Source organism: Paenibacillus vini (assembly GCF_018403325.1).
Classification (GTDB): domain Bacteria; phylum Bacillota; class Bacilli; order Paenibacillales; family Paenibacillaceae; genus Fontibacillus; species Fontibacillus vini.
Genome location: NZ_BOSL01000012.1, coordinates 112,188 through 132,974, shown reverse-complemented (window position 1 = coordinate 132,974; position 20,787 = coordinate 112,188). Strand labels below are relative to the sequence as shown.

The window sequence follows — 20,787 nt, the reverse complement described above, 5'->3', positions numbered from 1 at the left end:
AACAGCAAGCCTCCATTTACTTGGGGCTTGCTGTTTTTTTGATTCTTTTGAATTTTAGTTTGTGATGCTACAACAAATCCAAATATCTGGCGACTTCGATCCAATCCAGCTTAAAGCTGATTCGGAGCGCCTTCTCCTGGAAGTTCACCTCTTTAACCTTCACAACCTCGGGGAGATACTGGCCTAAATCAATGGAAATAGGCTCAAGTCCGAAGTTTGCCGGAGGGAATGAGAATCGACGGATCGACAAAGTCTCCGGAACAAGCAGCAGCCTCCCTGAGGAATATTCCATTAGATACCCGGCCTCCACGCCCGCTTCAATCGCTCCCCAAGCAACATTTAAATCGGCGGTCAGCCGATTTCCGTTCAAACGAAACTCGGCCCCTGTAACATTTACCGGAAGCTCTTGTTCCGTAACATATTGATTCAGCTCTTTCTTCGCCAACTGATTAAGCTCAGATTCCGAAAGATTCAGCTCCGGTTGACGGGTCTCCGCCATAACAAGCAGCTTCTCCTTCCAGTCTATCGAGGAGTATCGTAAATCAAGGCTTTTTGCAGGACGGATATACAACACCAGGGCTACCAGCAAAACCACGATCAACAAAAGTACAAAGCCGACGAACAGCCTGCGTTTTCCCATCGGAAGCTCCCTCCTTTAACAGATATTTTTGAAGTTACTAAAAAAAAATAAACTGGAAAATGATTCTTAGGTAGCTTGACTGTTTATTACATGTATACGAACACATTACAATCCGATTGAAGGAGGAAACACATTATGAAAAAGCTAGCAGCCCTTTCCGCATCCGTTATTCTTACCGCCGCTTTTGCTACGGCAGTATCCGCAGATCCTGTCGTTGAGCCCGTTGCCCCTGTAGTCGAGGAGCCTATCGTTGAGGCCGCAGATGTCATCATCGCACCGAATCCGATAACGCTTAAGGAAATCACTTATTTCTATAATAACCCGAACGGCGTGGCGTTGAGCGCATTAGCGCCGCAGGATGTACATCCTACCGGCCAAACGGTCGATGACTGGGTAGAAATTTACACTTGGCTCGGCAAAGCTTGGATTTACATCCCAGGCTACGTTCCAACCTACTTCTAAATGTATAACAACATCGCTCCGCAGGCAAAGGGCTCTCCCTCTTCCTGCGGAGCGATTTTTATTAGAAAGAACATTTAGACTTATTTAAGCACGCTTCCCCCATAGAGGAAACGGTATTTCCACGAACCATCCAACTTATCGATTCGTACTCCGCCTGAGCTTGAAGAGTAGGTATGAAGCATTTGACCATTGCCAAGATAAATAGATACATGCGTAATTCGTTGGTTGTTCGGGTCAATGTTTTGATAAGAAGAGGCCTTTGAACCTCTATACTCCATGAAGAACACCAAATCGCCCGCCTTCAAACTCCCGGTATCATATACGGCCGTCCCGTTATCGCGAATCCATGTCCCTTGCTTGCGGGAATCGGCGGGAAGCACGATCCCGAGCGCATCGCGGTATGCCTGACGAACGAAATCGGAGCAATCGAAAGTCGTTGTCGTGTTTCGATCAGACCCATATTCATACGGGGTGCCAAGATATTTTTTACCCGCCTTGATTACGAGATCCACCTTAGCCTGAAGAGATGAGGGCAGTTCCGGTTTCGGTGCCGGGGCAGGCGCTGGAGACGGTCCGGCCACCTTACCGCTGATTTCCAAGTATTTATCCGAAGTGCTGACATAACCCGTCTTGCCTTTCTCGGTAACTACTTTGTAAAAATAATCGTTGCTCCGCTCCAGAACCGTAACGTTAGTTCCTTTGCTGAGCATGCCAAGTATTTTCCCCGAGGTAGAGGGTTGATCCCTCAGATTAACGCCGTAAACGACAACCCCTGCGGTTCCTTGCCCTCCTCCGTTAGGAGTCGTGGCTGCTTGGCCAACGCTTATGTATTTCTCCGAAGCGCTGACATATCCTGTTGCTCCATCCTGACTTTTAACCTTATAAAAATAATCGCTGCTTCGCTCCAAAATCGTTACATCCGTACCTTTTTTCAGAAATCCGACCACGTTGCCGGAAAGCGAAGGCTTATCGCGTAAATTTACACCGTTTTCAATATGTCCTTTGAGTACGCTTTGAACCGACTGGGCTGCAGCCGATACCTGTCTTGGTATAGATGTATAAGAGCTAAGTAATACAGCACTCATCGCTAATACGGCAATGCTTCGTTTCATTTTGTGCCTCCTTGAAGATAATCTTGGTGTCTATAGGCTAATCTTGTGTCGTTCCCCCTTTCTTTGGGCTTCCTCCCATTATAGCCCATGTCGAACTTTGTCTAAATCCGTCGATTCTCACAGTTATCAAGCTACCTTCCTACAATCTGCCTAGTACCTGAGCAACAAAAGAGGCCCTATTCCCTATTGGGAATGGGCCTCAAAACTCGTTTGCGCATACCGAAAAACCGCCAGAGCGAGTCTGCCGGTTTCCATCCAACTTATGGTTAGTCTTTTGAACTAGCTTACTACAATGACTACGAATTAACGGGTTCAGCCGATTTCGGCTCCACATGAACGTGTACGTGCATTACATTTCGGGTCTTTCTCATTCGTTCTTCTACCCGATCACTGATATGATGGCTATCAATGACGGATAATTGCGGATCAACCTCAATGACGACATCGACGAGTACATGGTTTCCATGCACGCGGGCCTTTAAATCTTTGATCCCTTCCACACCTTGAATTCTCGCAATCGTCCCCCGCAGGTCGCTGAGCTCTTTCTCATCGAATCCGTCGGTCAAGCTGTGAGTAGAATCCCGGAAAATTTCCCAAGCCGTCTTGCAGATCAGCAACCCTACCAAAACAGCGGCGACTCCGTCCAGCCAAGGGAGTCCGAACTGGGCCCCGACGATTCCGACCGCAGCACCCACGCTGACCATAGCATCCGACAAATTGTCTTTGGCGGCAGCCATCAATGCTTGGTTATTAATCTGCTTGGCCAATTTCCGGTTATACGCATAAACACCGCCCATGGCTATGGCAGAAATAAGCGCCACTCCGGCGGATAATATATCAGGCTCGGTATGCTGTCCTTCAATCAATGAGCGCACTGCGCTAATAATGACCTGAATACCGACCATAGCCATAATAAATGAAGCCACCAACGCAGCGATGGTCTCGGCCCGTAAATGGCCGTATGCGTGATCCGAATCCGGCGGTTTCTGTGAAATACGCAGTCCGATCAACACCGCTACCGAAGCTACAATGTCCGTAAGATTATTAAAACCGTCCGCCAATAACGCGCTTGAGGCGAAAAAGTAACCGCTGATCAATTTAAAGGCGGTCAGCACTAAATAGGCGGTAATGCTGACCCAGGCTCCCCGTTCTCCTTTGCGTATATCATCATAGATATCCAAGCATTTGCACCTCCAGCTCTCTCCCCAACATGAAGTTTTCAAAGTCGTTCCATCATAGTAGCAAACAGAATCCGTGTAAGTCCAGAGAAACAGTGTTGCACTAGGCAAAAGCAACCCCTGATCATTATTCCCGTTGTACGGATATTTAAAAACGTTTAAAATAGGAACAAGCCCCCTTCAATATGAGGAGATGATCATGATGACGGAAAATAACGAACCCCGTAAAATCGACCTGGCCGAAGCTATGCGCCAGAAGCTGCAGCAAAAAAAGCAGCAACAACAAAATTCGGGCAAACCGGGAATGCAGGGTAACCAGCAGACCAAGGCGCTAAAAAGTCAAAACAACAAAAAACCGAATAACCAGCGCCGGCGGACCGGAGGCTCGTAGGCCCGACCCCGAACAAAAACAAGCCGCGGCTGTCTATCGACAGCTGCGGCTTGTTCGTTGTTGCTATGAAAAAAGCTATGCTTATACTTCTTCCGGATACATGGTCTTGCGCAGGTTTTGAATTTCTTCGCTCTCCAGGTATTCGTCGTAGGTCATAACGCGGTCAATGATGCCGTTCGGCGTAATCTCGATAATCCGGTTGGCGATCGTCTGGATAAACTGATGGTCATGAGACGTAAATAGAATCGTTCCGTCAAAATCGATCAGACCGTTGTTAAGCGCCGTAATGGATTCGAGATCCAGATGGTTCGTAGGCTCGTCGAAGATAAGTACGTTCGCGCCATTCAGCATCATTTTGGCCAGCATACAACGGACCTTCTCTCCCCCGGACAGCACGCTTGCTTTCTTGAGCGCCTCTTCCCCGGCAAACAGCATCCGTCCCAGGAAGCCGCGCAGGAAGGTTTCGTCCTGGTCTTTGGAATATTGGCGCAGCCAATCCACCAGATTGATGTCTACCCCGTCAAAATAGCTTGAGTTATCTTTAGGGAAATAAGCCTGGGAAGTCGTTACGCCCCAGCTGTACTCGCCCGCTTCGGCTTCAAGCTCGCCCATGATAACTTGGAACAACGTCGTCTTCGGCAAGGAATGAGGCCCTACAAATGCGATTTTATCGCCTTTGTTTACCACGAAGCTAAGATTATCCAGCACTTTCTCGCCGTCCAAGCTCTTGGTCACGCCATCGATCGTAAGCAGCTGCTTGCCCGCTTCGCGCTCCGCCTTAAAGTGCAAGAACGGATATTTTCGGTTGGAAGGACGAATGTCTTCCAGCGTAATTTTATCCAACTGCTTTTTCCGGGATGTCGCCTGTTTGGATTTGGAAGCATTCGCCGAGAAGCGCTGAATGAAGGCTTGCAGCTCCTTGATCTTCTCTTCCTTCTTCTTATTGGCGTCCCGCTGTAACGTCAGGGCCAATTGGCTGGATTCATACCAGAAGTCGTAGTTACCGACATACATCTGAATTTTGCCGAAGTCGATATCGGCAATATGCGTGCACACCTTGTTCAGGAAGTGACGGTCATGGGATACCACAATAACGGTACCTTCATAGTCCATAAGGAAGTTCTCCAGCCACTGGATCGACTCGAGGTCCAAATGGTTCGTAGGCTCGTCAAGCAGCAAATTGTTCGGACGTCCGAACAGCGCTTGGGCAAGGAGTACACGAACCTTCTCGTTACCGCTGAGCTCCGCCATTTTCTTGTCGTGCAAATCGCGCGGAATACCAAGACCGATCAGCAATGCCGCAGCGTCCGGCTCAGCATCCCAGCCGTTCAATTCGGCAAATTCGCCTTCCAGTTCACCGGCACGCATACCGTCCTCTTCCGAGAAATCGGACTTCGCATACAGGGCGTCCTTCTCTTTCATAATAGAATAGAGACGCGAATGGCCCATAATGACTGTTTCCAGAACCGCGAATTCGTCGTATTCGTAATGGTTCTGTTTCAAGACAGCAAGACGTTCGCCAGGAGTCATGCTCACTTCGCCTTGGTTGGCTTCAATCTCGCCGGACAAAATTTTAAGGAAGGTCGACTTCCCCGCTCCGTTGGCACCGATAAGTCCGTAGCAGTTTCCCGGGGTAAACTTTATATTTACATCTTCGAAAAGTGCCCGTTTTCCGTAGCGGAGCGTTACACCATTTGTACTGATCATTTAAATAATCCCATCCTTTATGAGTTATCACGCTTCTGGCTCAATATTATAGCACATATCGCCCGGTAAGTTGAGTCATCCTCATAACTAGCACTTGAAAAAGCCACCTAAACCGAATTCTCCCCGTTCTCCAGAAATAACTTCGTATATGAACCAAACCTTTCCGGCACTCCCCTGTTGCGTGGATGGATTAACGTGGGGAGGTGGTTGTTTTGGTTGACCACCGTCATATGACGCAGAGCACCGCGCTGGGAGCTTCGCGCGGTGCGGAAAGAAATAGTGTGTGAGGCGCGCGAGTTACGTTTGGGATAGTAGCTACAAATTAACTGGATTTTCTACAGCTAATTTTCTCCGTACAGACCATCAGGAACATTTAACTGTAAAACCTACAGCTATTTTCGCCGATACCGCTTAATTTGACTAAAAACTAGAGAATTAACTGTAGGTTTTGCAGCTAATGGGAGAAGAACGAGGTTTTTATATAAATTAACTGTATGATTTACAGTTAATTCGGGGGCTGGCTGGCGCTTGGCGCGATGAAAAGCAGCCAACACCATGGAGAATGGCGAAAGTTACTAGGTTGGCGACACGTCGATTAGAAGTGGATATGGTGGATCCGGCGAATGGGAAGTAATATAGCGGTCTTATATAACGATCTTACTTGGGCGGGCTAATGTCTCCGGCTAACAAGGAGCGAAGAAGTACATTGGCAAGTTGGATGGATAGATATGGAGAGGTCGTGTTTGAGGTAGGATGAGGTACATGACGTAGCGTGTGACGTAGCGTGTGACGTAGCGTGTGACGTAGCGTGTGACGTAACGTGTGACGTAGTGTGTGACGTAGTGTGTGACGTTGTGTGTATGTAGTGTGAGGCGTGCGAGTTACATTTGGGATAGCCCCAAAAATTAACTGGATTTTCTACAGCTAATTTGCTCCATACAGACCATCAGAATCATTTAACTGCAAAACCTACAGCTATTTTGCCGATGCCGCTTAATTTGACTAAAAACTAGAGAATTAACTGTAGGTTTTGCAGCTAATCGAAGAAAAACGAAGGATTTTCTTAAATTAAATGTATGATTTACAGTTAATTCATGGAGGCCGGCTGGCGCTTGGCGCAATGAAAAGCAGCCAGCACAAACAGAGTCATCCGGCCGAAAACGGCAGGATGACTCTGTTTCCAAATAGCGGCCGCTGCGCTCGGCCTAGCGAGCGCGGCATGCCTACGCCGCGCCCAGCCCCGCTAAGCGCGTCACGCCTCGGGGAAGCGCAGCGTCTCCCCGTGCAGCAGCACGCGGATCGCCGACTCGGCGATGCCGCGCTTCTGCCGGTCCGCCTCCAGGCGGTCCAGCGCTTCGCGCGCCGTGTCGTCGGCCAGCCGGAACGTGCCGTAATGCATCGGCACCATCAGCTTGGCCTTGACGTCGACGAACGCCTGCAGCGCTTCTTCCGGCGTCGTATGCTGGCTCGTCATGAACCATTCCGGTTCATACGCCCCGATGGGAAGCAGCGCCACGTCGATGGCGAAGCGCTCCCCAATATCCGCAAAGCCGCGGAAATAGCCGCTGTCTCCGGCAAAATAAATCACCTGATGCTTCTCCCCCTCACGAGGAGTTGCCGGCTCCAACACAAATCCGCCCCAGTGCGAGGTGTTCGTATCGAACGGAGTACGCCGCGTCCAGTGCTGGGTCGGAACAAACGAGATGCGGGCGTTCCCGATCTCCAATGACTCCCACCACTTCATTTCCCGGGTACGCTGGAACCCTTTGCGATTCATTTTTCGTCCCAAGCCGGACGGAACCACAATTTGAGTTCCATTCCCGTAAAGACGACGGATCGAAGACACATGCATGTGGTCATAGTGCGAATGAGAAATCAGAATGACATCGATATCCGGAATGTCCCCAATAGGGACGCCCGGAGAACCTAAGCGGCGCTGAAATCCCATTCGCGAAGCCCAGACCGGGTCCGTCACGATATTCAGCCCTTCATATTGGATCAAAAAAGTGGAATGCCCGATCCAGGTCAGCGAGACTTCTTCCCTGTTATTAAGCAAATAATCGATCTGAGGCGGCGAATTCGGAATAATGTATGAGTAATCTTTTCTTTTTCTGCGGCGTTCTTCTCTCCACTGCTTAAATTGCTTCAATGTTTTGTCCGTGTTGACATTATCCATGTTATTGTAACGCGTTCTCGGCATACCGAGGATTCCCTCCTTCCATTCCTCTCCATCTTATGACCTCTCCAGCCGAGAGGCCCCGATTTCCAGTCATGTTAATCGCCGGATACCATCCTATTGAAATGTTTGTTTATCATTGTAAAGCATCGCGCGGACCATGCCAAATTTCCTGTCTAGTCCACAGGATCCTTATACACGCCGGCATAAATAAAGAGAAATACGAGCGCCATTACGATGACCAGTCCCGGCGCAATCATCATGGTGAAATGTTCCACTCCGACCTCATCCTTTCTTCGGCGATTCGCCGCGTACATACTTGGCGTCAAACAAAAACAGCCGCATAATCAACACGAGCGAAGGGATCAGCACCACCAGACCGGCCACAAATGCCGTAATGAGCGCCACCGCCATCGTTTCATTCGTAAAGCTTTCATAGATGCTGACCTGCTTATACAGAATATAGGGCAGATGCGACCGGCCATAGCCAAACCAGGCAAAACCAAACTGCAAGATGACAAGAATGAACGACCACCCGAGATATTTCTTTTTCCATATAAAATAAACCGCCAGAAGAAAACAAATCAGCGAAGCGATAAACATCCAGGGAATGTTCAGCATATTTCTGAAATGCTCCGGATTTTGACGGTTAATCTGAAAAAAAGCAAAGAGGCAGGCCAGAATCGTCGGACCGCTCCATAGCAGCGCATAGCCGCGAAGCACCTCAAAGGCATCTTTATCCCCAGCCTTACCTGCGTAAAAAGCTAAGAACATAGCCGAAATATACAGCACAGACACCAGAGCCAGGATGATGACGGACCAGGTGTAGGGATTGCTGAAAAAGCTGGACCAATGCAATATGACCTTTCCGTCCTGCTCCTGAATAATACCGCCTTCGGAAATCGCCAATACGGTAGACAACGCTGCCGGAATCAATAACCCGGTCGCTCCGTAAACCGCCATGTACGCCTTATTGTTCTCTTTGCTGCTCCCATAAGTGTTGTAAGCATAGTATGCTCCCCGCAACGCAAGCAAAACAGTCGCAAGACTCCCGGGGACTAGCAGCGCAGTACCGTAAAAATAAGCGGAATCGGGAAAAAACCCGACCAACCCTACCACGAAAAAGATGAGAAACACATTCGTCACTTCCCACACCGGGGACAAGTAGCGTTGGATTATGTTATGCACCTTATTCTCATGACCCGTGAGCACGCTGTAATAGCTAAAAAAACCGGCTCCAAAATCAACGGACGCCACGATCAGGTAACCGAACAAAAAGGTCCACAGCACGGTTATACCGACAATTTCATAGCTCATTTCCGCTCACCTCCACTGATCCCCAGCTCCCGCATCTCATCGTCCACGCTCTTCCCACGGAACAGCTTGACGAGCACCGTAATGCAGGAAGCACAGAGGACGAGATACAGAATAATGAACAGGATCAGCATCGAGCCGACGCTTTGCGACGTCGTCGCCGCTTCCGATACCTTCATATAGCCGCGCACGATCCAGGGCTGCCGCCCGAATTCCGCAAACATCCAGCCAAGCTCGATCGCGGTCATCGAGAGCGGTCCCAGCGCGACAATGCCGAGCAGCAGCCACTTCGGATAACCGCCTTTCCCCTTACCCCTGTTTTTCCCTTTCGGAAGCCAGCGACGGAGCAGGTATAGAAAAGGAATCAAAACGAGCAGCACCCCGATCGTTACTTTTAAATCGAACATATAGTGGATCAGGAGCGGAGGCCGTTCATCCACGGGAAACTCGTTAAGTCCGATAACGTTCGTGTTCGGAGTGCCGCCAGCCAAAATACTTAGCGCATAGGGCAGCTCAAGCGCATATTTAACCTCTCCGTTCTCCCCCAGCACACCGCCGTAAATGAGCGGCGCCTTCGTCATCGTCTCGAAATGCCATTCCGCGGCGGCCAGCTTTTCCGGCTGGTAGTGGGCAAGAAATTTGCCCGAGAAGTCGCCGATAATCGCGGTAGAGACCGCAAAAACGAACGCTGCCGTTGCGGTCAGCTTCAGCGCCTTTTTGAAGTAAACGCCTCTTCGCCCCCGTAGCAGGCTAAAAGCCGCTATCCCCGCCAGTAAACCGGCGCTGAGCGTATACGAGGAGGCAAGCACGTGGGACACCTTCGTTGGCGTTGCCGGATTAAACATGGCCACGAGCGGCTGAAAGTCGGCGAACACGCCGTTTTTCAAAGTGAAGCCCTGCGGCGTATTCATGAACGCATTCAAAGTAGTGATGAAGAACGCAGACGCTGAGGAGCCGATCGCCACCGGAATCAGTAGCAGTAAATGCAGGATCGGCTTCTTGAACCGGTCCCACGTGTACAAATAGATGCCCAGGAAAATCGCTTCGATGAAAAAAGCAAAGGTCTCCATGAATAAGGGCAAGGCGATCGCCTGTCCCGCGACGCGCATAAATGTCGGCCAAAGGAGGCTGAGCTGCAGGCCGATCGCCGTGCCCGTCACGACGCCTACGGCGACCGAGATGACGAAGCCCCGGGCCCAGCGGCGGGCCAGCAGGGTGTAGTGCGGATCTTTTTTCCGGACACCCCTCCACTCGGCAAGCGCGATCATCATCGGGATACCTACGCCGATGGAAGCAAACACAATATGTACGAACAACGTCAACCCGGTAAGCACCCGGCTTAATGTAACGGGATCCCAGGATAGCATGCTTCCCATCAACTCCTCACTCAAAAGATGACTGTTTTTGAACAACCTCTAATAATACTGCATAAAGCGAAGCACGCTCTTAATGAACGCATACAGCATAATGACGGCGACAACCAGGCATACAATGATCAGTGTTCGTTCCTGTTTTTTAAACATACGAGGGCCCCCCTTTTTGACGTTTGTCGCCTGGAGAAAATGCCTTGTTTTATTGTGTCGATCCCGTTCCTTTTTATTCCTTGGGGCTTAAGGTAAAATAAGATACGGAAGGAGATGTGAACAACTTATGAAAATTGTATTTATCGAGCCGACACCGAGTCCCAATTCCATGAAGCTTCATCTGGACGAAACCTTGGAACCCGGGATCCGCAAAACATACACACAGGACAACGCCCGCTCCGCCCCTACGTGGATCCGGCAAATGCTGAATATTCCGGGAGTAAAAAGCATTTTCCATACAGCGGATTTTATCGCGCTGGACCGGAAGGGCAGCGCCGATTGGGCAGCCATCCTGTCCGAAGTACAGGAGCAATTCGGACAGGAGCAGGTGGAATCCGCCTGGGATCCGGAGGCGGCCGAAGCGGCCGGCTACGGCGAAGCCCAGGTGTTCGTGCAGTTTTTCCGCGGCATCCCGATGCAGATCCGCGTGAAATCGGGGACCCGCGAGGAGCGCATTTCGCTCTCCCAGCGGTTCGTATCCGCCGTAACCGAGGTGGCGAGCGCCACGCTCATCAAGGAGCGCAAGCTGAGCGATTACGGCGTCCGCTACGGCGAGCTGGAGGAGATCGCCCGCGAGGTCGAGCAGGAGCTGGAAGCGGCGTTCCCGCCGGATCGGCTGGAGGCGATCCAGGCGCAGGCGATCGCGCACGGCCGCAGCGAAGCCGAGTTCGTCGAGCAGCGCCGGGCGCTTAGCCTGGACGAAGTCCGCGAGCGGATGAAGGACGCGGACTGGCACGTCCGCTATGCGGGCCTGGAGGCGCTGCAGCAACCCGGACCCGAGGCGCTCCCGCTGCTTGCGGACGCGGTTCGCGATCCGCAGATGCAGGTCCGCCGCCTCGCGGTCGTCTATCTCGGCGACGTCCGGACGCCGGAAGCGATGACGCTGCTGTTCGAGGCGATGCGCGACAGCTCGGCCGCCGTGCGCCGCACCGCCGGCGACACGCTGTCCGACATCGGCGATCCGTCCGCTACGGAACCGATGATTGCCGCCTTGTCGGACAAAAGCAAGCTAGTCCGCTGGCGGGCAGCCCGCTTCTTGTACGAAGTCGGCACCGACCAGGCGCTTGAAGCGCTGCGGGCCGCCGTGGACGATCCGGAGTTTGAGGTCGGTCTCCAGGCCCGTATGGCCGTAGAACGGATCGAATCCGGTGAGCAAGCCGCAGGGACGGTATGGCAGCAAATGGCGAAGCGCGAACGAAACAATTGATCGGCTTAAGCAAAGAAGGCTAATAAAGGCGGGACAATGTCAATAATTAGACATTGTCCCGCCCCTTTTCTTGCTATATACTATAGAACTGTATCTTAGGAAAACTGAATAATAGCCTCATCATTTCCAGATGAGGTAGAGGTCGCGATTGTGAAGAGTACACCGGAGGAGGCGCTGGAAGCCGCCGATGAATCCCGTGGAAAGGCACCGTCGCCGAAGCTTGTCACCCCGCTTCAACGGCGGCAGGCTGGGGCTGTTCCCGAAAGGGACAGAACTGTCATGCTTATCCTTCACCGGGAGAAGCGTGTTGAGCTATCTTATGCAAGAATGGTGGGGTGCACGGTATAAATATAAGGCCGCGGACTCTTTCCGCGGCCTTTTTGCATGGTGTGACAGTCATTCGATTACGACAGCAGCTTAACTTCACGCCAAATGAGGATAATATATGGCAGGGAATGTTTGTCTAAATTTTAAGGAGTTGTATACACATGAGTAAAAAGAATAGCACCGCAGCACAAAATTTAAAGCCCGGCCTAAAAGCCCGGCATATGACGATGATTGCGCTCGGTGGGTCCATTGGGACGGGGCTTTTCCTGGCCAGCGGCGGCGCCATCGCCTCCGCCGGACCCGGCGGCGCATTGCTCGCCTATGCCGCCGTCGGCATCATGGTCTACTTTTTGATGACCAGTTTAGGAGAGCTCGCCACATATATGCCGGATTCGGGCTCCTTTGAAACCTATGCCTCGCGTTTCGTCGATCCGTCCCTTGGCTTTGCCATGGGGTGGAACTTCTGGTACAACTGGGCGATTACGATTGCGGCCGAGCTCTCCGCAGCCACGTTAATTATTAAATACTGGTTCCCGGACAGCTCCTCTCTCTTGTGGAGCATCCTGTTCCTGGCCCTCATTCTGGGCCTCAATGTTCTGTCCGTCAAAGGATATGGTGAATCGGAGTATTGGTTCGCCATGATCAAAATCGCTGTCGTTATCATTTTCCTGGTCGTCGGGGTCCTCATGATCTTTGGCATCATGGGCGGCGAAGCCATCGGCTTCAAAAACTTTACAGTGGGAGACGCGCCTTTCCACGGAGGATTCTTTACCTTCCTCGGCGTATTCATGGCGGCCGGCTTCTCATTCCAAGGCACGGAAATGGTCGGCGTTGCCGCCGGCGAAAGCCACAATCCGCGGGAGCATGTTCCACGGGCCATCCGGCAGGTATTCTGGCGGATCCTGATCTTTTATATTTTGGCGATTCTGGTGATCGGCCTGATTATTCCTTATACAAGTCCTAATTTGCTTAAAAGCGGCCTGGAGAACATCGGCGTCAGCCCGTTCACGCTAGTGTTTGAAAAAGCAGGTATGGCTTTTGCCGCTTCCGTCATGAATGCCGTCATCTTGTCCTCCGTGCTGTCGGCCGGCAACTCAGGGATGTACGCTTCCTCGCGGGTCCTTTACTCGCTGGCAAAACGGGGAAAAGCGCCGAAGTTCCTAGCTAGACTAAGCCGCCGCGGGCTGCCCGTCAACGCCCTGCTATTAACGACGCTGATCGGGATGTTTGCCTTCTTCGCGTCGCTGTTCGGAGACGGGGTCGTGTACAACTGGCTGCTGAACGCCTCGGGAATGTGCGGCTTCATCACCTGGCTCGGCATCGCGGTCAGCCATTACCGTTTCCGCCGGGCATACACCGCCCAGGGCCGGGATCTGAAAGATCTTCCTTATAAAGCAAAATGGTTCCCGTTCGGTCCGATTTTTGCCTTTGTTCTCTGCTTTATCGTTATTTTGGGACAAAATTTAGCCGCCTTTTCAGGCGGCCAGATCGATTGGTATGGTGTTATAGTTTCTTATATCAGTATTCCTTTATTCCTGGTAGTATGGCTGGGGTACAAATGGACAAAACACACTAAAGTCATCCCGCTTAAAGAATGTGACCTGGATTCCCCTGCTCAATCTAATGATTAAGACGACTGGAATTTAACGTCCGGAAGCGGATCGGAGCTAATCGGAGCCTCTCACCGGGTTTCCCAATGGATCTCGACCCGCAAATCCTCGGTCCCTTCCAACGGCTTTGAAAGGTATTGGATATTATCTAAAGATGCTGACAGATCATAAAGACTTTCCAAATCCTGCAACAGCTCCTGTTCGGTTCCGGAATACCGGACCGTTACCGTAAGGCCTCCGGATTGGAGTTCTTGCCTGACCTTAGTCTGGAGCCCTGCTGAACTGCTGACAGCAGCAGAAGGGTCGTACAAATGATAACCCAATTGCTTTTGCAGCTTTTTGTAGCCGGTAGACTGGGCTCCTCCTTTGTTGACCAGCGTGCTCAAGGTTTCGCGATAAAGCGAGGATGCCGCCGGATATTTGGAGATCCACTGATGATCCTGACGCATTTGTTCATCCGTCCGTAAATAATACGCATAGCTGATCTGTTCTCGCGGAGCCGAGATGGGATCGTCCCAAGTGGTATCGAGATGATACCACTTCTTTTCTAATTCCACGAGGTTCCAGGCATGCAATTGTCCGCCTGCCGTGCCTTCTACGATCAAATTATTGATGCCGGCTCCTTCCAGCAGCTTGTAGGTCAGCAAAGTGTACCCCTGACAAACCGCTTCTCCGGTCCGCAGCCCCTCATAAGCTGTATATTTCTTCAATCCCTCGTCGTATTTCAGGTTTTGCACCACGAAGTCATGGATCGCTTTTACTTTTTCATGATCATTCATCCCGGGGGAAATGATGTCTTTCAATATTCCCGAGACGCGGTTGGTCACATAGGCGGACTGCTCGGCGTTTTCCCGGTAAGTCACGCTAAGATTGATCTTGGCGGAACCGCTCGTTCCCCGCCAGGAGTAGGTGTACCGGTCCACGATATATTTCGTGTACGGATCGCTGTCGAGCGCTCCGTTTATCGCTTTTTTCAGCAGATTCTCCAGGTTTTTCGTATTGCCCTTATATTTTATAGTCATGGAGGTTTTGCGCGCTCCCAGCCCTTCGGCCATTTCCTGCTGCACTTCTTTGACTGTCGTCACATAGGCATTGTCCGAAGCGGCAAATACCGTGATCGTATTCCAGTCGGCAGGCACCGTCCCCATCAGCAAGGCCCCCAGCAATCCTGCCGTTATCCAGCGTTTAGGCATGCTCTGTCCCATGTTCCCACAGCTCCCTTACTATGAAATTCCGGTTTCAAGAAATCTGGTTGAAAGTGAACTGGCGTTGTTAAGCCCATTGTAGCACAGCCTGTCCTGCAAAGGCTTTCTAGTTTTGTCGAGCAGACACGAACCCCGCCGGGAAAGGGTATTTATCATTTCTTCACCCAAAAAAAGACGTGAAATAGACTTATTTTAGGAAAATCCTTTCGCCAAATTAAATCCCGCTTTGATATAATAAAAAACATATTGTTGTGATATAAATCATTGCTAAATTAAACCTGACAAGAACGGAGAGCGACCAAAAAGCTATGACAATCGTCAATCTTTCGGATATTTCCATTGAATTGTTCGTTGCCGTCATGTTCTTTCTGCTCATCATTGCTCCCTTGGTAAGCTTAGGGGTACTGCGTTTGTTCCAAGGCAGAAAGAAAGCGGGGCTTAGCCTCATCGGCGGCGGAGTTATCGGGTATTTCGTCTTTCAGCTTATTGCGGGTATGTTTAGCTAACCGTAATATTACATCGTTGCCAATACATCATCTGATTATATTCCGCAGTGAGGAACATTAAACCTAACATTGAGCCACTGTTCTTCACAAAGGGGACTTCCTGAATGGGTCAAATTTGACTTGAGGGAAGTCCCTATTTCATTGGTTTTAATGAAAAAGGCGGTGCAAGGGAATCCATCCATCCCTGGCACCGCCTTTTCGTTATTATGTTAAGCGAATCAATCGCCCAGCGGACTGCTTTGGGAACAAGCCCTTTGAATTATCTCCGTTTAGAGAGTAAAAAGATATTAAGCCTGTGAGGCAAGTGCCTTTTCAAACTGGGTTTTGTTCATGCCGAGAATACGGTGTTCACCAATCAAAGTTACTGGGACAGCGCGCATTCCCATATCCCATACTTGCTGGGCGTATTCCTCGTTTTGCTCAATGTTACGCTCTTCAAAAGCTACGCCCTTCTCGCCCAGAAAGCTTTTGACTTGACGGCAGTGAGGGCAGTTCGTACTTGTATATACGATAACGTTCTCCATGATGTCGAAATACTCCCTTCAAAAGACTGAGATGTTAAATCCGTACAATTAATTAACGGCAGCAGCCGTAGCTTGATGTTCCAGGTTCTCAATATATTTCTCGCAATCGATCGCCGCCATACATCCGCTGCCCGCAGCCGTGATAGCTTGACGGTAACGTGTATCTTGAACGTCTCCGCAAGCGAATACGCCGGGTACGTTAGTTTCCGAAGTTCCCGGTTTCACCACGATATACCCGTTCTCATCGGTATCGATTTGTCCGCCGAGGAAGCCGGTGTTCGGATGGTGGCCGATCGCTACGAATACGCCGGAGGCGGTAATAACTTCTTCTTCGCCCGTTTCATTGTTGAGCACTTTCAATCCTGTCACGCCGTTCTCGTTGGTCACAACCTCAAGCGGTGTACGGTTCAATGCCCATTCCACTTTTTCGTTGCCGCGTACACGATCCTGCATGATCTTGGAGGCACGTAGTTCGTTCCGGCGGTGTACCAGCGTTACCTTGGATGCGAAGCGCGTCAGGAAGCCCGCTTCTTCCAAAGCGGAGTCTCCGCCGCCTACGACGATAATTTCTTTACCGCGGAAGAAGAATCCGTCACATGTCGCGCAAGTGCTTACGCCGCGTCCGACATTATCGGTTTCTCCCGGAATTCCCAGATACTTGGCGGTAGCTCCTGTGGACAGTACTAGCGTATCCGTTACCAGTTCTCCGAGTCCTTCCACTTGAAGCTTGAACGGACGGGAACTCATATCCACGCTGTTTACCCAGCCGGTGCGGAATTCCGCACCGAAACGTTCAGCCTGCTGACGCATGTTGTCCATCAGCTCCGGCCCCATGATTCCTTCCGGAAAGCCCGGGAAGTTCTCCACTTCCGTAGTCGTAGTAAGCTGTCCGCCCGGTTGCGGACCTTCAATGACAAGCGGCTTCAGGTTGGCACGAGCCAGGTAAATTGCGGCGGTCAATCCCGCAGGACCCGTTCCGATAATAATGGATTTATACATATATAGCATCCTCCTTCAAGGCATGTTACGAAAAATAGATTATGAGATTAATTATGTGGAATCCCCGGCGTACTGTCAACAAGGGTACCGGGAGGGTTCGGTGAAGGTTAAATGAAGGAATGATGAATTACTTGAATTTATAATGGTAACGCACATTTATAGTGCAATCCGGTTTCGCAACAGGCGCAGGCCGTTTAAAATGACGAGAATCGTGCTGCCCTCATGACCCACGACTCCAAGCGGGAGCGGAATGCCCTGAATGAAATTGCCGGCAATCAGAAGCAGAATAACCGCTCCGGCAAACGTCAGATTTTGCATTACGATTCTTCTCGCCCTTACGGCCAGTTGGATCGTTTCGGCTACCCGCTCGAGGTTATCGTTCATCAGCACCACATCCGCTACCTCCAGCGCCGCACCGCTCCCCTTGTCACCCATCGCGATGCCGACGGTAGCGGCGGCCAGCGCCGGTGCGTCATTGACGCCGTCGCCCACCATAACCGCATGGCCGTATCGGCTCCGCAGTTCGCTGACATGCCGGACTTTATCCTCCGGCAGAAGATCGCCGTACACCAGATCGATGCCCGCTTCTCCGGCAACCGCCCTAGCCGTTTCGCCGCGATCCCCCGTTAGCATCGCCGTTGCGATCCCGAGCTTCTGAAGCTGCCGAATCGCTTGCTTCGCTTCCGGTCTGACCTGATCACGCAGCGCAAGAATGCCTGCATATTCGTCTTCCCGCCGTATAACAGAGACGGTATTCCCCTCATTCGCGAGTCTTTGAATACTCTCCTTTAGATCATCCGGCAACCCCGGTTCCGAAGCATCGGCCTTGCCGATCCGCCAAACCGTCCCGTCAATCCGGGCTTCAATTCCCCAGCCCGGCAAAGCCTTCATTTCTTCCGCCGTATCCAGCTCAAGCCCTTCTTCCTCCGCATGCGAGACGATGGCTCGGGCCAACGGGTGCTCCGACAACCTCTCCGCAGAGGCGCAGGCTGCGAGCACCTGATTGCGGTCGAATCCTTCCGCCGCCACCACTTCCGTCACCACCGGAGAGCCGGAAGTCAGTGTTCCGGTCTTGTCGAACGCCACGACTTTGACGCCTGCCAACAAATCCATATAGGCGGCTCCTTTAAACAGTACGCCCTTTCTCGCACTCCTCGACATCGCCGACAGCATGGCCGGCATGACTGAGGAGACCAAGGCGCATGGGGAAGCCACAACCAGAAACACCATCGCTTTATAAAACGTCAACGACCAGGACCAGCCCAGCAGAAGCGGACCCGACAACAGCAGGATCGCGGTCATCGCCACAACCCCTTTGGCATAACTGCCTTCAAGCCGCTTGATAAACCGCTGAGTCCGGGGCGCTTCATTTTCCGCTTGCTCCACCAATGCAATAATTTTGGCAAACAGCGTTCCTTCAGCCGGGCGGGTGACTTCCACATACAGAGCGCCTTCTCCGTTTAATGTTCCGGCGAATACTTCGTCGCCCGCCCCCTTATCTACCGGAATGGACTCCCCGGTTATAGCCGACTGGTTGACCGATGAACCGCCGCTCGAGACCACTCCGTCCGCCGGAATGATCTCCCCCGGCTTCACGAGTACGAGATCGCCGATGATTAATTCCTCAACGGCTACGGTTCTCATGCCGCTTCCGTCCACTTTTAGCGCGGTTTCCGGTTTCAGGGCCACCAGCGCGGAAATGTCCTTCCGGCTGCGATCGCTAGCAAAGGATTCCAGCGCGCCGCTGAGCGAAAAAATGAATATCAGCATCGCTCCTTCATTCCAGTAGCCGATGGAGGCGGCGCCTAGAGCCGCCGCAATCATCAACAGATTGACGTCCAAGTCTTTGTCCCGATACAGTGTCTGCAGCCCCTCCCGGGCTTTTACAAATCCGCCTAAACCATAAGCGGCGATATATAAGGCAATCGATAGTGTTCCGGACCATGCCGCGGCTCCCCAGCCCGCAAGCATGAGAACACCGCTCCCCAGAGCGAGCAGCATTTCACGATGCCGAAGCAGCCGAAGAATAACAGTTCTCCGCGGTGGCCGCGGTTGGGGTTGATTGGCCTTTTTTCGAGTCATCGATACCGGATTATGGACAGCTTTTGCTTGCATTATTGATTCCTCCTTTTGCGAATGCACAATGAACCGGCAAATTTGATCCATTGAGAATGAAAATTATTGTTAGCCCCCTTAAAATGACACATGCTGCTTCGGGAATGATCCCGAAGCAGCATGGAATTGAGAATGATAATCATTTTTGTACTAGAACAATAAAATTGCTCAAGGGAAACTTTATGTTTATTTTATACCTATTTTATGCAAATGTAAACAATCTGCCTGCCCATTCTATGATGTTCTGCTTCAGCCGGTCCTTTTCCCGAGGAAAGAAAAAGCCTCTACTCGGCATACTCCGAATAGAGGCTCACTCTTTAACTATTAATTAAATATGATTATGCCTGGCTTGCAGCGATCGCTTGCTCCAGATCGTAAATGATATCATCGATGGACTCGGTACCGACCGATAGACGGATCAACTCCGGATTAACGCCAGCTGCGATTTGATCCTCTTCCGACAGCTGCTGATGCGTCGTACTTGCCGGATGGATGATCAGCGACTTGGAATCGCCGACATTCGCCAAGTGCGAGAACAGCTTCACGTTCTCGATCAGCTTGCGGCCCGCTTCGACGCCGCCCTTAATTCCAAAGGTTAGAATCGCTCCTTGACCTTTCGGCAAATATTTTTGAGCCAGTTCATAGGACTCGTGACTTGGTAGCCCCGCATAACTTACCCATTCCACACTATCATGCCCTTCAAGGTACTGCGCAACCTTCAGCGCGTTTTGGCTGTGGCGTTCTACGCGCAAATGCAGCGTTTCTAGTCCTTGAAGCAGCATCCATGCATTGAACGGGGATAACGATGCGCCAATGTCGCGTTGGAGCTGGACGCGAGCTTTGATAATGTAAGCCAGCGGTCCGACGGCATCGGTGTAAACTACGCCGTTATAGCTTGGATCCGGCTGAGTTAAGCCGGGGAATTTATCATTCGACTTCCAGTCGAACTTCCCGCTGTCGACGATAATGCCGCCGATCGATGTTCCATGCCCGCCGATGAATTTGGTTGCCGAGTGTACGACGATGTCCGCACCAAAGTCGATCGGACGAAGCAAATACGGGCTCGGGAACGTATTATCAATGATCAGCGGAACTCCGCTTTCATGCGCAATGGCAGCGACCGCTTCGATATCGAGCACATCACCCTTCGGGTTTCCGATGGACTCGGCAAAGAATGCCTTCGTTTTATCGGTGACCGCAGCCCGGAAGTTTTCCGGATTTGACGCATCCACAAATCTTACTTTAATGCCGAGCTTAGCCAGCGTAATCGCAAACAGATTATATGTACCGCCGTACAAAGTGGAGGAGGATACGATTTCATCTCCGGCTCCGGCAATATTCAAAATGGAGAAGGTAATCGCCGCCTGCCCCGAAGCCGTCGACAATGCCCCGACGCCCCCTTCGAGCGCTGCGACACGTTTTTCGAACACATCGTTGGTCGGATTCATGATACGGGAATAAATATTACCGAATTCCTTCAATCCGAACAAATTGGCAGCGTGCTCAGTATCGCGGAATCCGTACGACGTCGTTTGATACAGGGGTACCGCACGGGAATAAGTAGTTGGATCAATTTCCTGTCCTGCGTGAATCGCTAGTGTTTCCGGTGCAAATTGACGTTCTTCAGACATGGGTAATTCCTCCTTTAAAATGGGTTCAATAAAATAGGTACATGTTTGTTTTTCACTATTCTCTCACATAAATGGTCTTTTGAAAATAGTAAATCCGATA

General features: G+C 51.2%; 18 protein-coding genes and 1 riboswitch. Of the genes, 5 read left to right on the top strand and 13 right to left on the bottom strand.

Going from position 1 to position 20,787, the window contains the following annotated elements; all coding sequences use genetic code 11:
• Positions 1 to 67 precede the first annotated feature (67 nt).
• Positions 68 to 640 (bottom strand): hypothetical protein, encoded by a 573-nt coding sequence (locus KJS57_RS17835; protein WP_213655840.1) that lies wholly within the window; start codon positions 638 to 640, stop codon positions 68 to 70.
• A 135-nt stretch (positions 641 to 775) separates the two neighbouring features.
• Between KJS57_RS17835 and KJS57_RS17830 the strand changes: the two genes are divergently transcribed.
• On the top strand, positions 776 to 1,102 hold the full coding sequence (locus KJS57_RS17830) for a hypothetical protein (protein ID WP_213655839.1): 327 nt from the start codon (positions 776 to 778) through the stop codon (positions 1,100 to 1,102).
• An 80-nt stretch (positions 1,103 to 1,182) separates the two neighbouring features.
• Here KJS57_RS17830 and KJS57_RS17825 read toward each other — a convergent pair whose 3' ends face one another.
• Both KJS57_RS17825 and KJS57_RS17820 read right to left on the bottom strand, forming a co-directional pair.
• Complete coding sequence (locus tag KJS57_RS17825; RefSeq protein ID WP_213655838.1) at positions 1,183 to 2,214, bottom strand: C40 family peptidase; 1,032 nt, start codon at positions 2,212 to 2,214, stop codon at positions 1,183 to 1,185.
• A 296-nt stretch (positions 2,215 to 2,510) separates the two neighbouring features.
• A complete protein-coding gene (locus KJS57_RS17820; RefSeq protein ID WP_213655837.1) occupies positions 2,511 to 3,395 on the bottom strand; it encodes a cation diffusion facilitator family transporter in 885 nt (294 codons plus the stop codon).
• Between the two features lie 199 nt (positions 3,396 to 3,594).
• Between KJS57_RS17820 and KJS57_RS17815 the strand changes: the two genes are divergently transcribed.
• A complete protein-coding gene (locus tag KJS57_RS17815; RefSeq protein WP_211026032.1) occupies positions 3,595 to 3,783 on the top strand; it encodes a hypothetical protein in 189 nt (62 codons plus the stop codon).
• A gap of 81 nt (positions 3,784 to 3,864) precedes the next feature.
• On the opposite strand, the gene KJS57_RS17810 is transcribed toward KJS57_RS17815, so the two are convergent.
• The 5 genes from KJS57_RS17810 to KJS57_RS17795 all read right to left on the bottom strand — a co-directional run bounded on the left by KJS57_RS17810 (position 3,865) and on the right by KJS57_RS17795 (position 10,347).
• Positions 3,865 to 5,490 (bottom strand): ABC-F family ATP-binding cassette domain-containing protein, encoded by a 1,626-nt coding sequence (locus KJS57_RS17810; protein ID WP_211026030.1) that lies wholly within the window; start codon positions 5,488 to 5,490, stop codon positions 3,865 to 3,867.
• Positions 5,491 to 6,742: 1,252 nt separating this feature from the next.
• Positions 6,743 to 7,690 carry an MBL fold metallo-hydrolase gene (locus tag KJS57_RS17805; protein ID WP_213655836.1) on the bottom strand — a complete coding sequence of 316 codons (948 nt, stop codon included), beginning with the start codon at positions 7,688 to 7,690 and terminating at the stop codon, positions 6,743 to 6,745.
• A gap of 152 nt (positions 7,691 to 7,842) precedes the next feature.
• On the bottom strand, positions 7,843 to 7,944 hold the full coding sequence (gene cydS, locus KJS57_RS26810; protein ID WP_373316835.1) for a cytochrome bd oxidase small subunit CydS family protein: 102 nt from the start codon (positions 7,942 to 7,944) through the stop codon (positions 7,843 to 7,845).
• Positions 7,945 to 7,951: 7 nt separating this feature from the next.
• On the bottom strand, positions 7,952 to 8,983 hold the full coding sequence (locus KJS57_RS17800; protein ID WP_213655835.1) for a cytochrome d ubiquinol oxidase subunit II: 1,032 nt from the start codon (positions 8,981 to 8,983) through the stop codon (positions 7,952 to 7,954).
• A complete protein-coding gene (locus KJS57_RS17795; protein WP_213655834.1) occupies positions 8,980 to 10,347 on the bottom strand; it encodes a cytochrome ubiquinol oxidase subunit I in 1,368 nt (455 codons plus the stop codon). The genes KJS57_RS17800 and KJS57_RS17795 overlap by 4 nt, the downstream gene beginning before the upstream one ends.
• Positions 10,348 to 10,630: 283 nt before the next feature.
• On the opposite strand from KJS57_RS17795, the gene KJS57_RS17790 reads away from it, so the two are divergent.
• The gene (locus KJS57_RS17790; protein ID WP_211024375.1) at positions 10,631 to 11,770 is read left to right on the top strand and encodes a virulence factor; all 1,140 of its coding nucleotides are present in this window, start codon (positions 10,631 to 10,633) and stop codon (positions 11,768 to 11,770) included.
• Positions 11,771 to 11,898: 128 nt separating this feature from the next.
• Positions 11,899 to 12,093, top strand: a riboswitch (Lysine riboswitch).
• A gap of 165 nt (positions 12,094 to 12,258) precedes the next feature.
• Positions 12,259 to 13,728 (top strand): amino acid permease, encoded by a 1,470-nt coding sequence (locus KJS57_RS17780; protein WP_213655833.1) that lies wholly within the window; start codon positions 12,259 to 12,261, stop codon positions 13,726 to 13,728.
• 50 nt (positions 13,729 to 13,778) lie between these two features.
• Here KJS57_RS17780 and KJS57_RS17775 read toward each other — a convergent pair whose 3' ends face one another.
• On the bottom strand, positions 13,779 to 14,912 hold the full coding sequence (locus KJS57_RS17775; protein WP_213655832.1) for a transglutaminase domain-containing protein: 1,134 nt from the start codon (positions 14,910 to 14,912) through the stop codon (positions 13,779 to 13,781).
• 308 nt (positions 14,913 to 15,220) lie between these two features.
• Here KJS57_RS17775 and KJS57_RS17770 point away from each other — a divergent pair, with 308 nt between their 5' ends.
• Entirely contained in the window at positions 15,221 to 15,418 is a 198-nt protein-coding gene (locus KJS57_RS17770; RefSeq protein WP_211024367.1) for a hypothetical protein, read from the top strand.
• A 287-nt stretch (positions 15,419 to 15,705) separates the two neighbouring features.
• Here the strand turns inward: KJS57_RS17770 and KJS57_RS17765 are convergent, their stop codons facing one another.
• From KJS57_RS17765 to KJS57_RS17750, 4 genes are all read right to left on the bottom strand, one after another.
• Positions 15,706 to 15,942, bottom strand: coding sequence for a glutaredoxin family protein (locus tag KJS57_RS17765; RefSeq protein ID WP_213655831.1), 237 nt, complete (start codon positions 15,940 to 15,942; stop codon positions 15,706 to 15,708).
• A gap of 48 nt (positions 15,943 to 15,990) precedes the next feature.
• Positions 15,991 to 16,941 (bottom strand): thioredoxin-disulfide reductase, encoded by a 951-nt coding sequence (gene trxB / locus KJS57_RS17760; protein ID WP_213655830.1) that lies wholly within the window; start codon positions 16,939 to 16,941, stop codon positions 15,991 to 15,993.
• A gap of 156 nt (positions 16,942 to 17,097) precedes the next feature.
• Positions 17,098 to 19,056: a heavy metal translocating P-type ATPase gene (locus KJS57_RS17755; protein WP_213655829.1), complete on the bottom strand. Its 1,959-nt coding sequence runs from the start codon at positions 19,054 to 19,056 to the stop codon at positions 17,098 to 17,100.
• Between the two features lie 338 nt (positions 19,057 to 19,394).
• Complete coding sequence (locus tag KJS57_RS17750; protein ID WP_213655828.1) at positions 19,395 to 20,687, bottom strand: homocysteine synthase; 1,293 nt, start codon at positions 20,685 to 20,687, stop codon at positions 19,395 to 19,397.
• Positions 20,688 to 20,787: the final 100 nt, after the last annotated feature.

What these genes read in the sequence shown, in the direction of transcription:
- KJS57_RS17765 (WP_213655831.1), bottom strand. Translation starts at nt 15,942, where the DNA reads ATGGAGAACGTTATCGTATATACAAGTACGAACTGCCCTCACTGCCGT.
- KJS57_RS17805 (WP_213655836.1), bottom strand. Translation starts at nt 7,690, where the DNA reads ATGCCGAGAACGCGTTACAATAACATGGATAATGTCAACACGGACAAA.
- KJS57_RS17810 (WP_211026030.1), bottom strand. Translation starts at nt 5,490, where the DNA reads ATGATCAGTACAAATGGTGTAACGCTCCGCTACGGAAAACGGGCACTT.
- KJS57_RS17800 (WP_213655835.1), bottom strand. Translation starts at nt 8,983, where the DNA reads ATGAGCTATGAAATTGTCGGTATAACCGTGCTGTGGACCTTTTTGTTC.
- KJS57_RS17795 (WP_213655834.1), bottom strand. Translation starts at nt 10,347, where the DNA reads ATGCTATCCTGGGATCCCGTTACATTAAGCCGGGTGCTTACCGGGTTG.
- KJS57_RS17825 (WP_213655838.1), bottom strand. Translation starts at nt 2,214, where the DNA reads ATGAAACGAAGCATTGCCGTATTAGCGATGAGTGCTGTATTACTTAGC.
- KJS57_RS17775 (WP_213655832.1), bottom strand. Translation starts at nt 14,912, where the DNA reads ATGGGACAGAGCATGCCTAAACGCTGGATAACGGCAGGATTGCTGGGG.
- KJS57_RS17750 (WP_213655828.1), bottom strand. Translation starts at nt 20,687, where the DNA reads ATGTCTGAAGAACGTCAATTTGCACCGGAAACACTAGCGATTCACGCA.
- KJS57_RS17755 (WP_213655829.1), bottom strand. Translation starts at nt 19,056, where the DNA reads ATGCAAGCAAAAGCTGTCCATAATCCGGTATCGATGACTCGAAAAAAG.
- KJS57_RS17815 (WP_211026032.1), top strand. Translation starts at nt 3,595, where the DNA reads ATGACGGAAAATAACGAACCCCGTAAAATCGACCTGGCCGAAGCTATG.
- KJS57_RS17835 (WP_213655840.1), bottom strand. Translation starts at nt 640, where the DNA reads ATGGGAAAACGCAGGCTGTTCGTCGGCTTTGTACTTTTGTTGATCGTG.
- KJS57_RS17830 (WP_213655839.1), top strand. Translation starts at nt 776, where the DNA reads ATGAAAAAGCTAGCAGCCCTTTCCGCATCCGTTATTCTTACCGCCGCT.
- KJS57_RS17780 (WP_213655833.1), top strand. Translation starts at nt 12,259, where the DNA reads ATGAGTAAAAAGAATAGCACCGCAGCACAAAATTTAAAGCCCGGCCTA.
- KJS57_RS17790 (WP_211024375.1), top strand. Translation starts at nt 10,631, where the DNA reads ATGAAAATTGTATTTATCGAGCCGACACCGAGTCCCAATTCCATGAAG.
- trxB (WP_213655830.1), bottom strand. Translation starts at nt 16,941, where the DNA reads ATGTATAAATCCATTATTATCGGAACGGGTCCTGCGGGATTGACCGCC.
- KJS57_RS17770 (WP_211024367.1), top strand. Translation starts at nt 15,221, where the DNA reads ATGACAATCGTCAATCTTTCGGATATTTCCATTGAATTGTTCGTTGCC.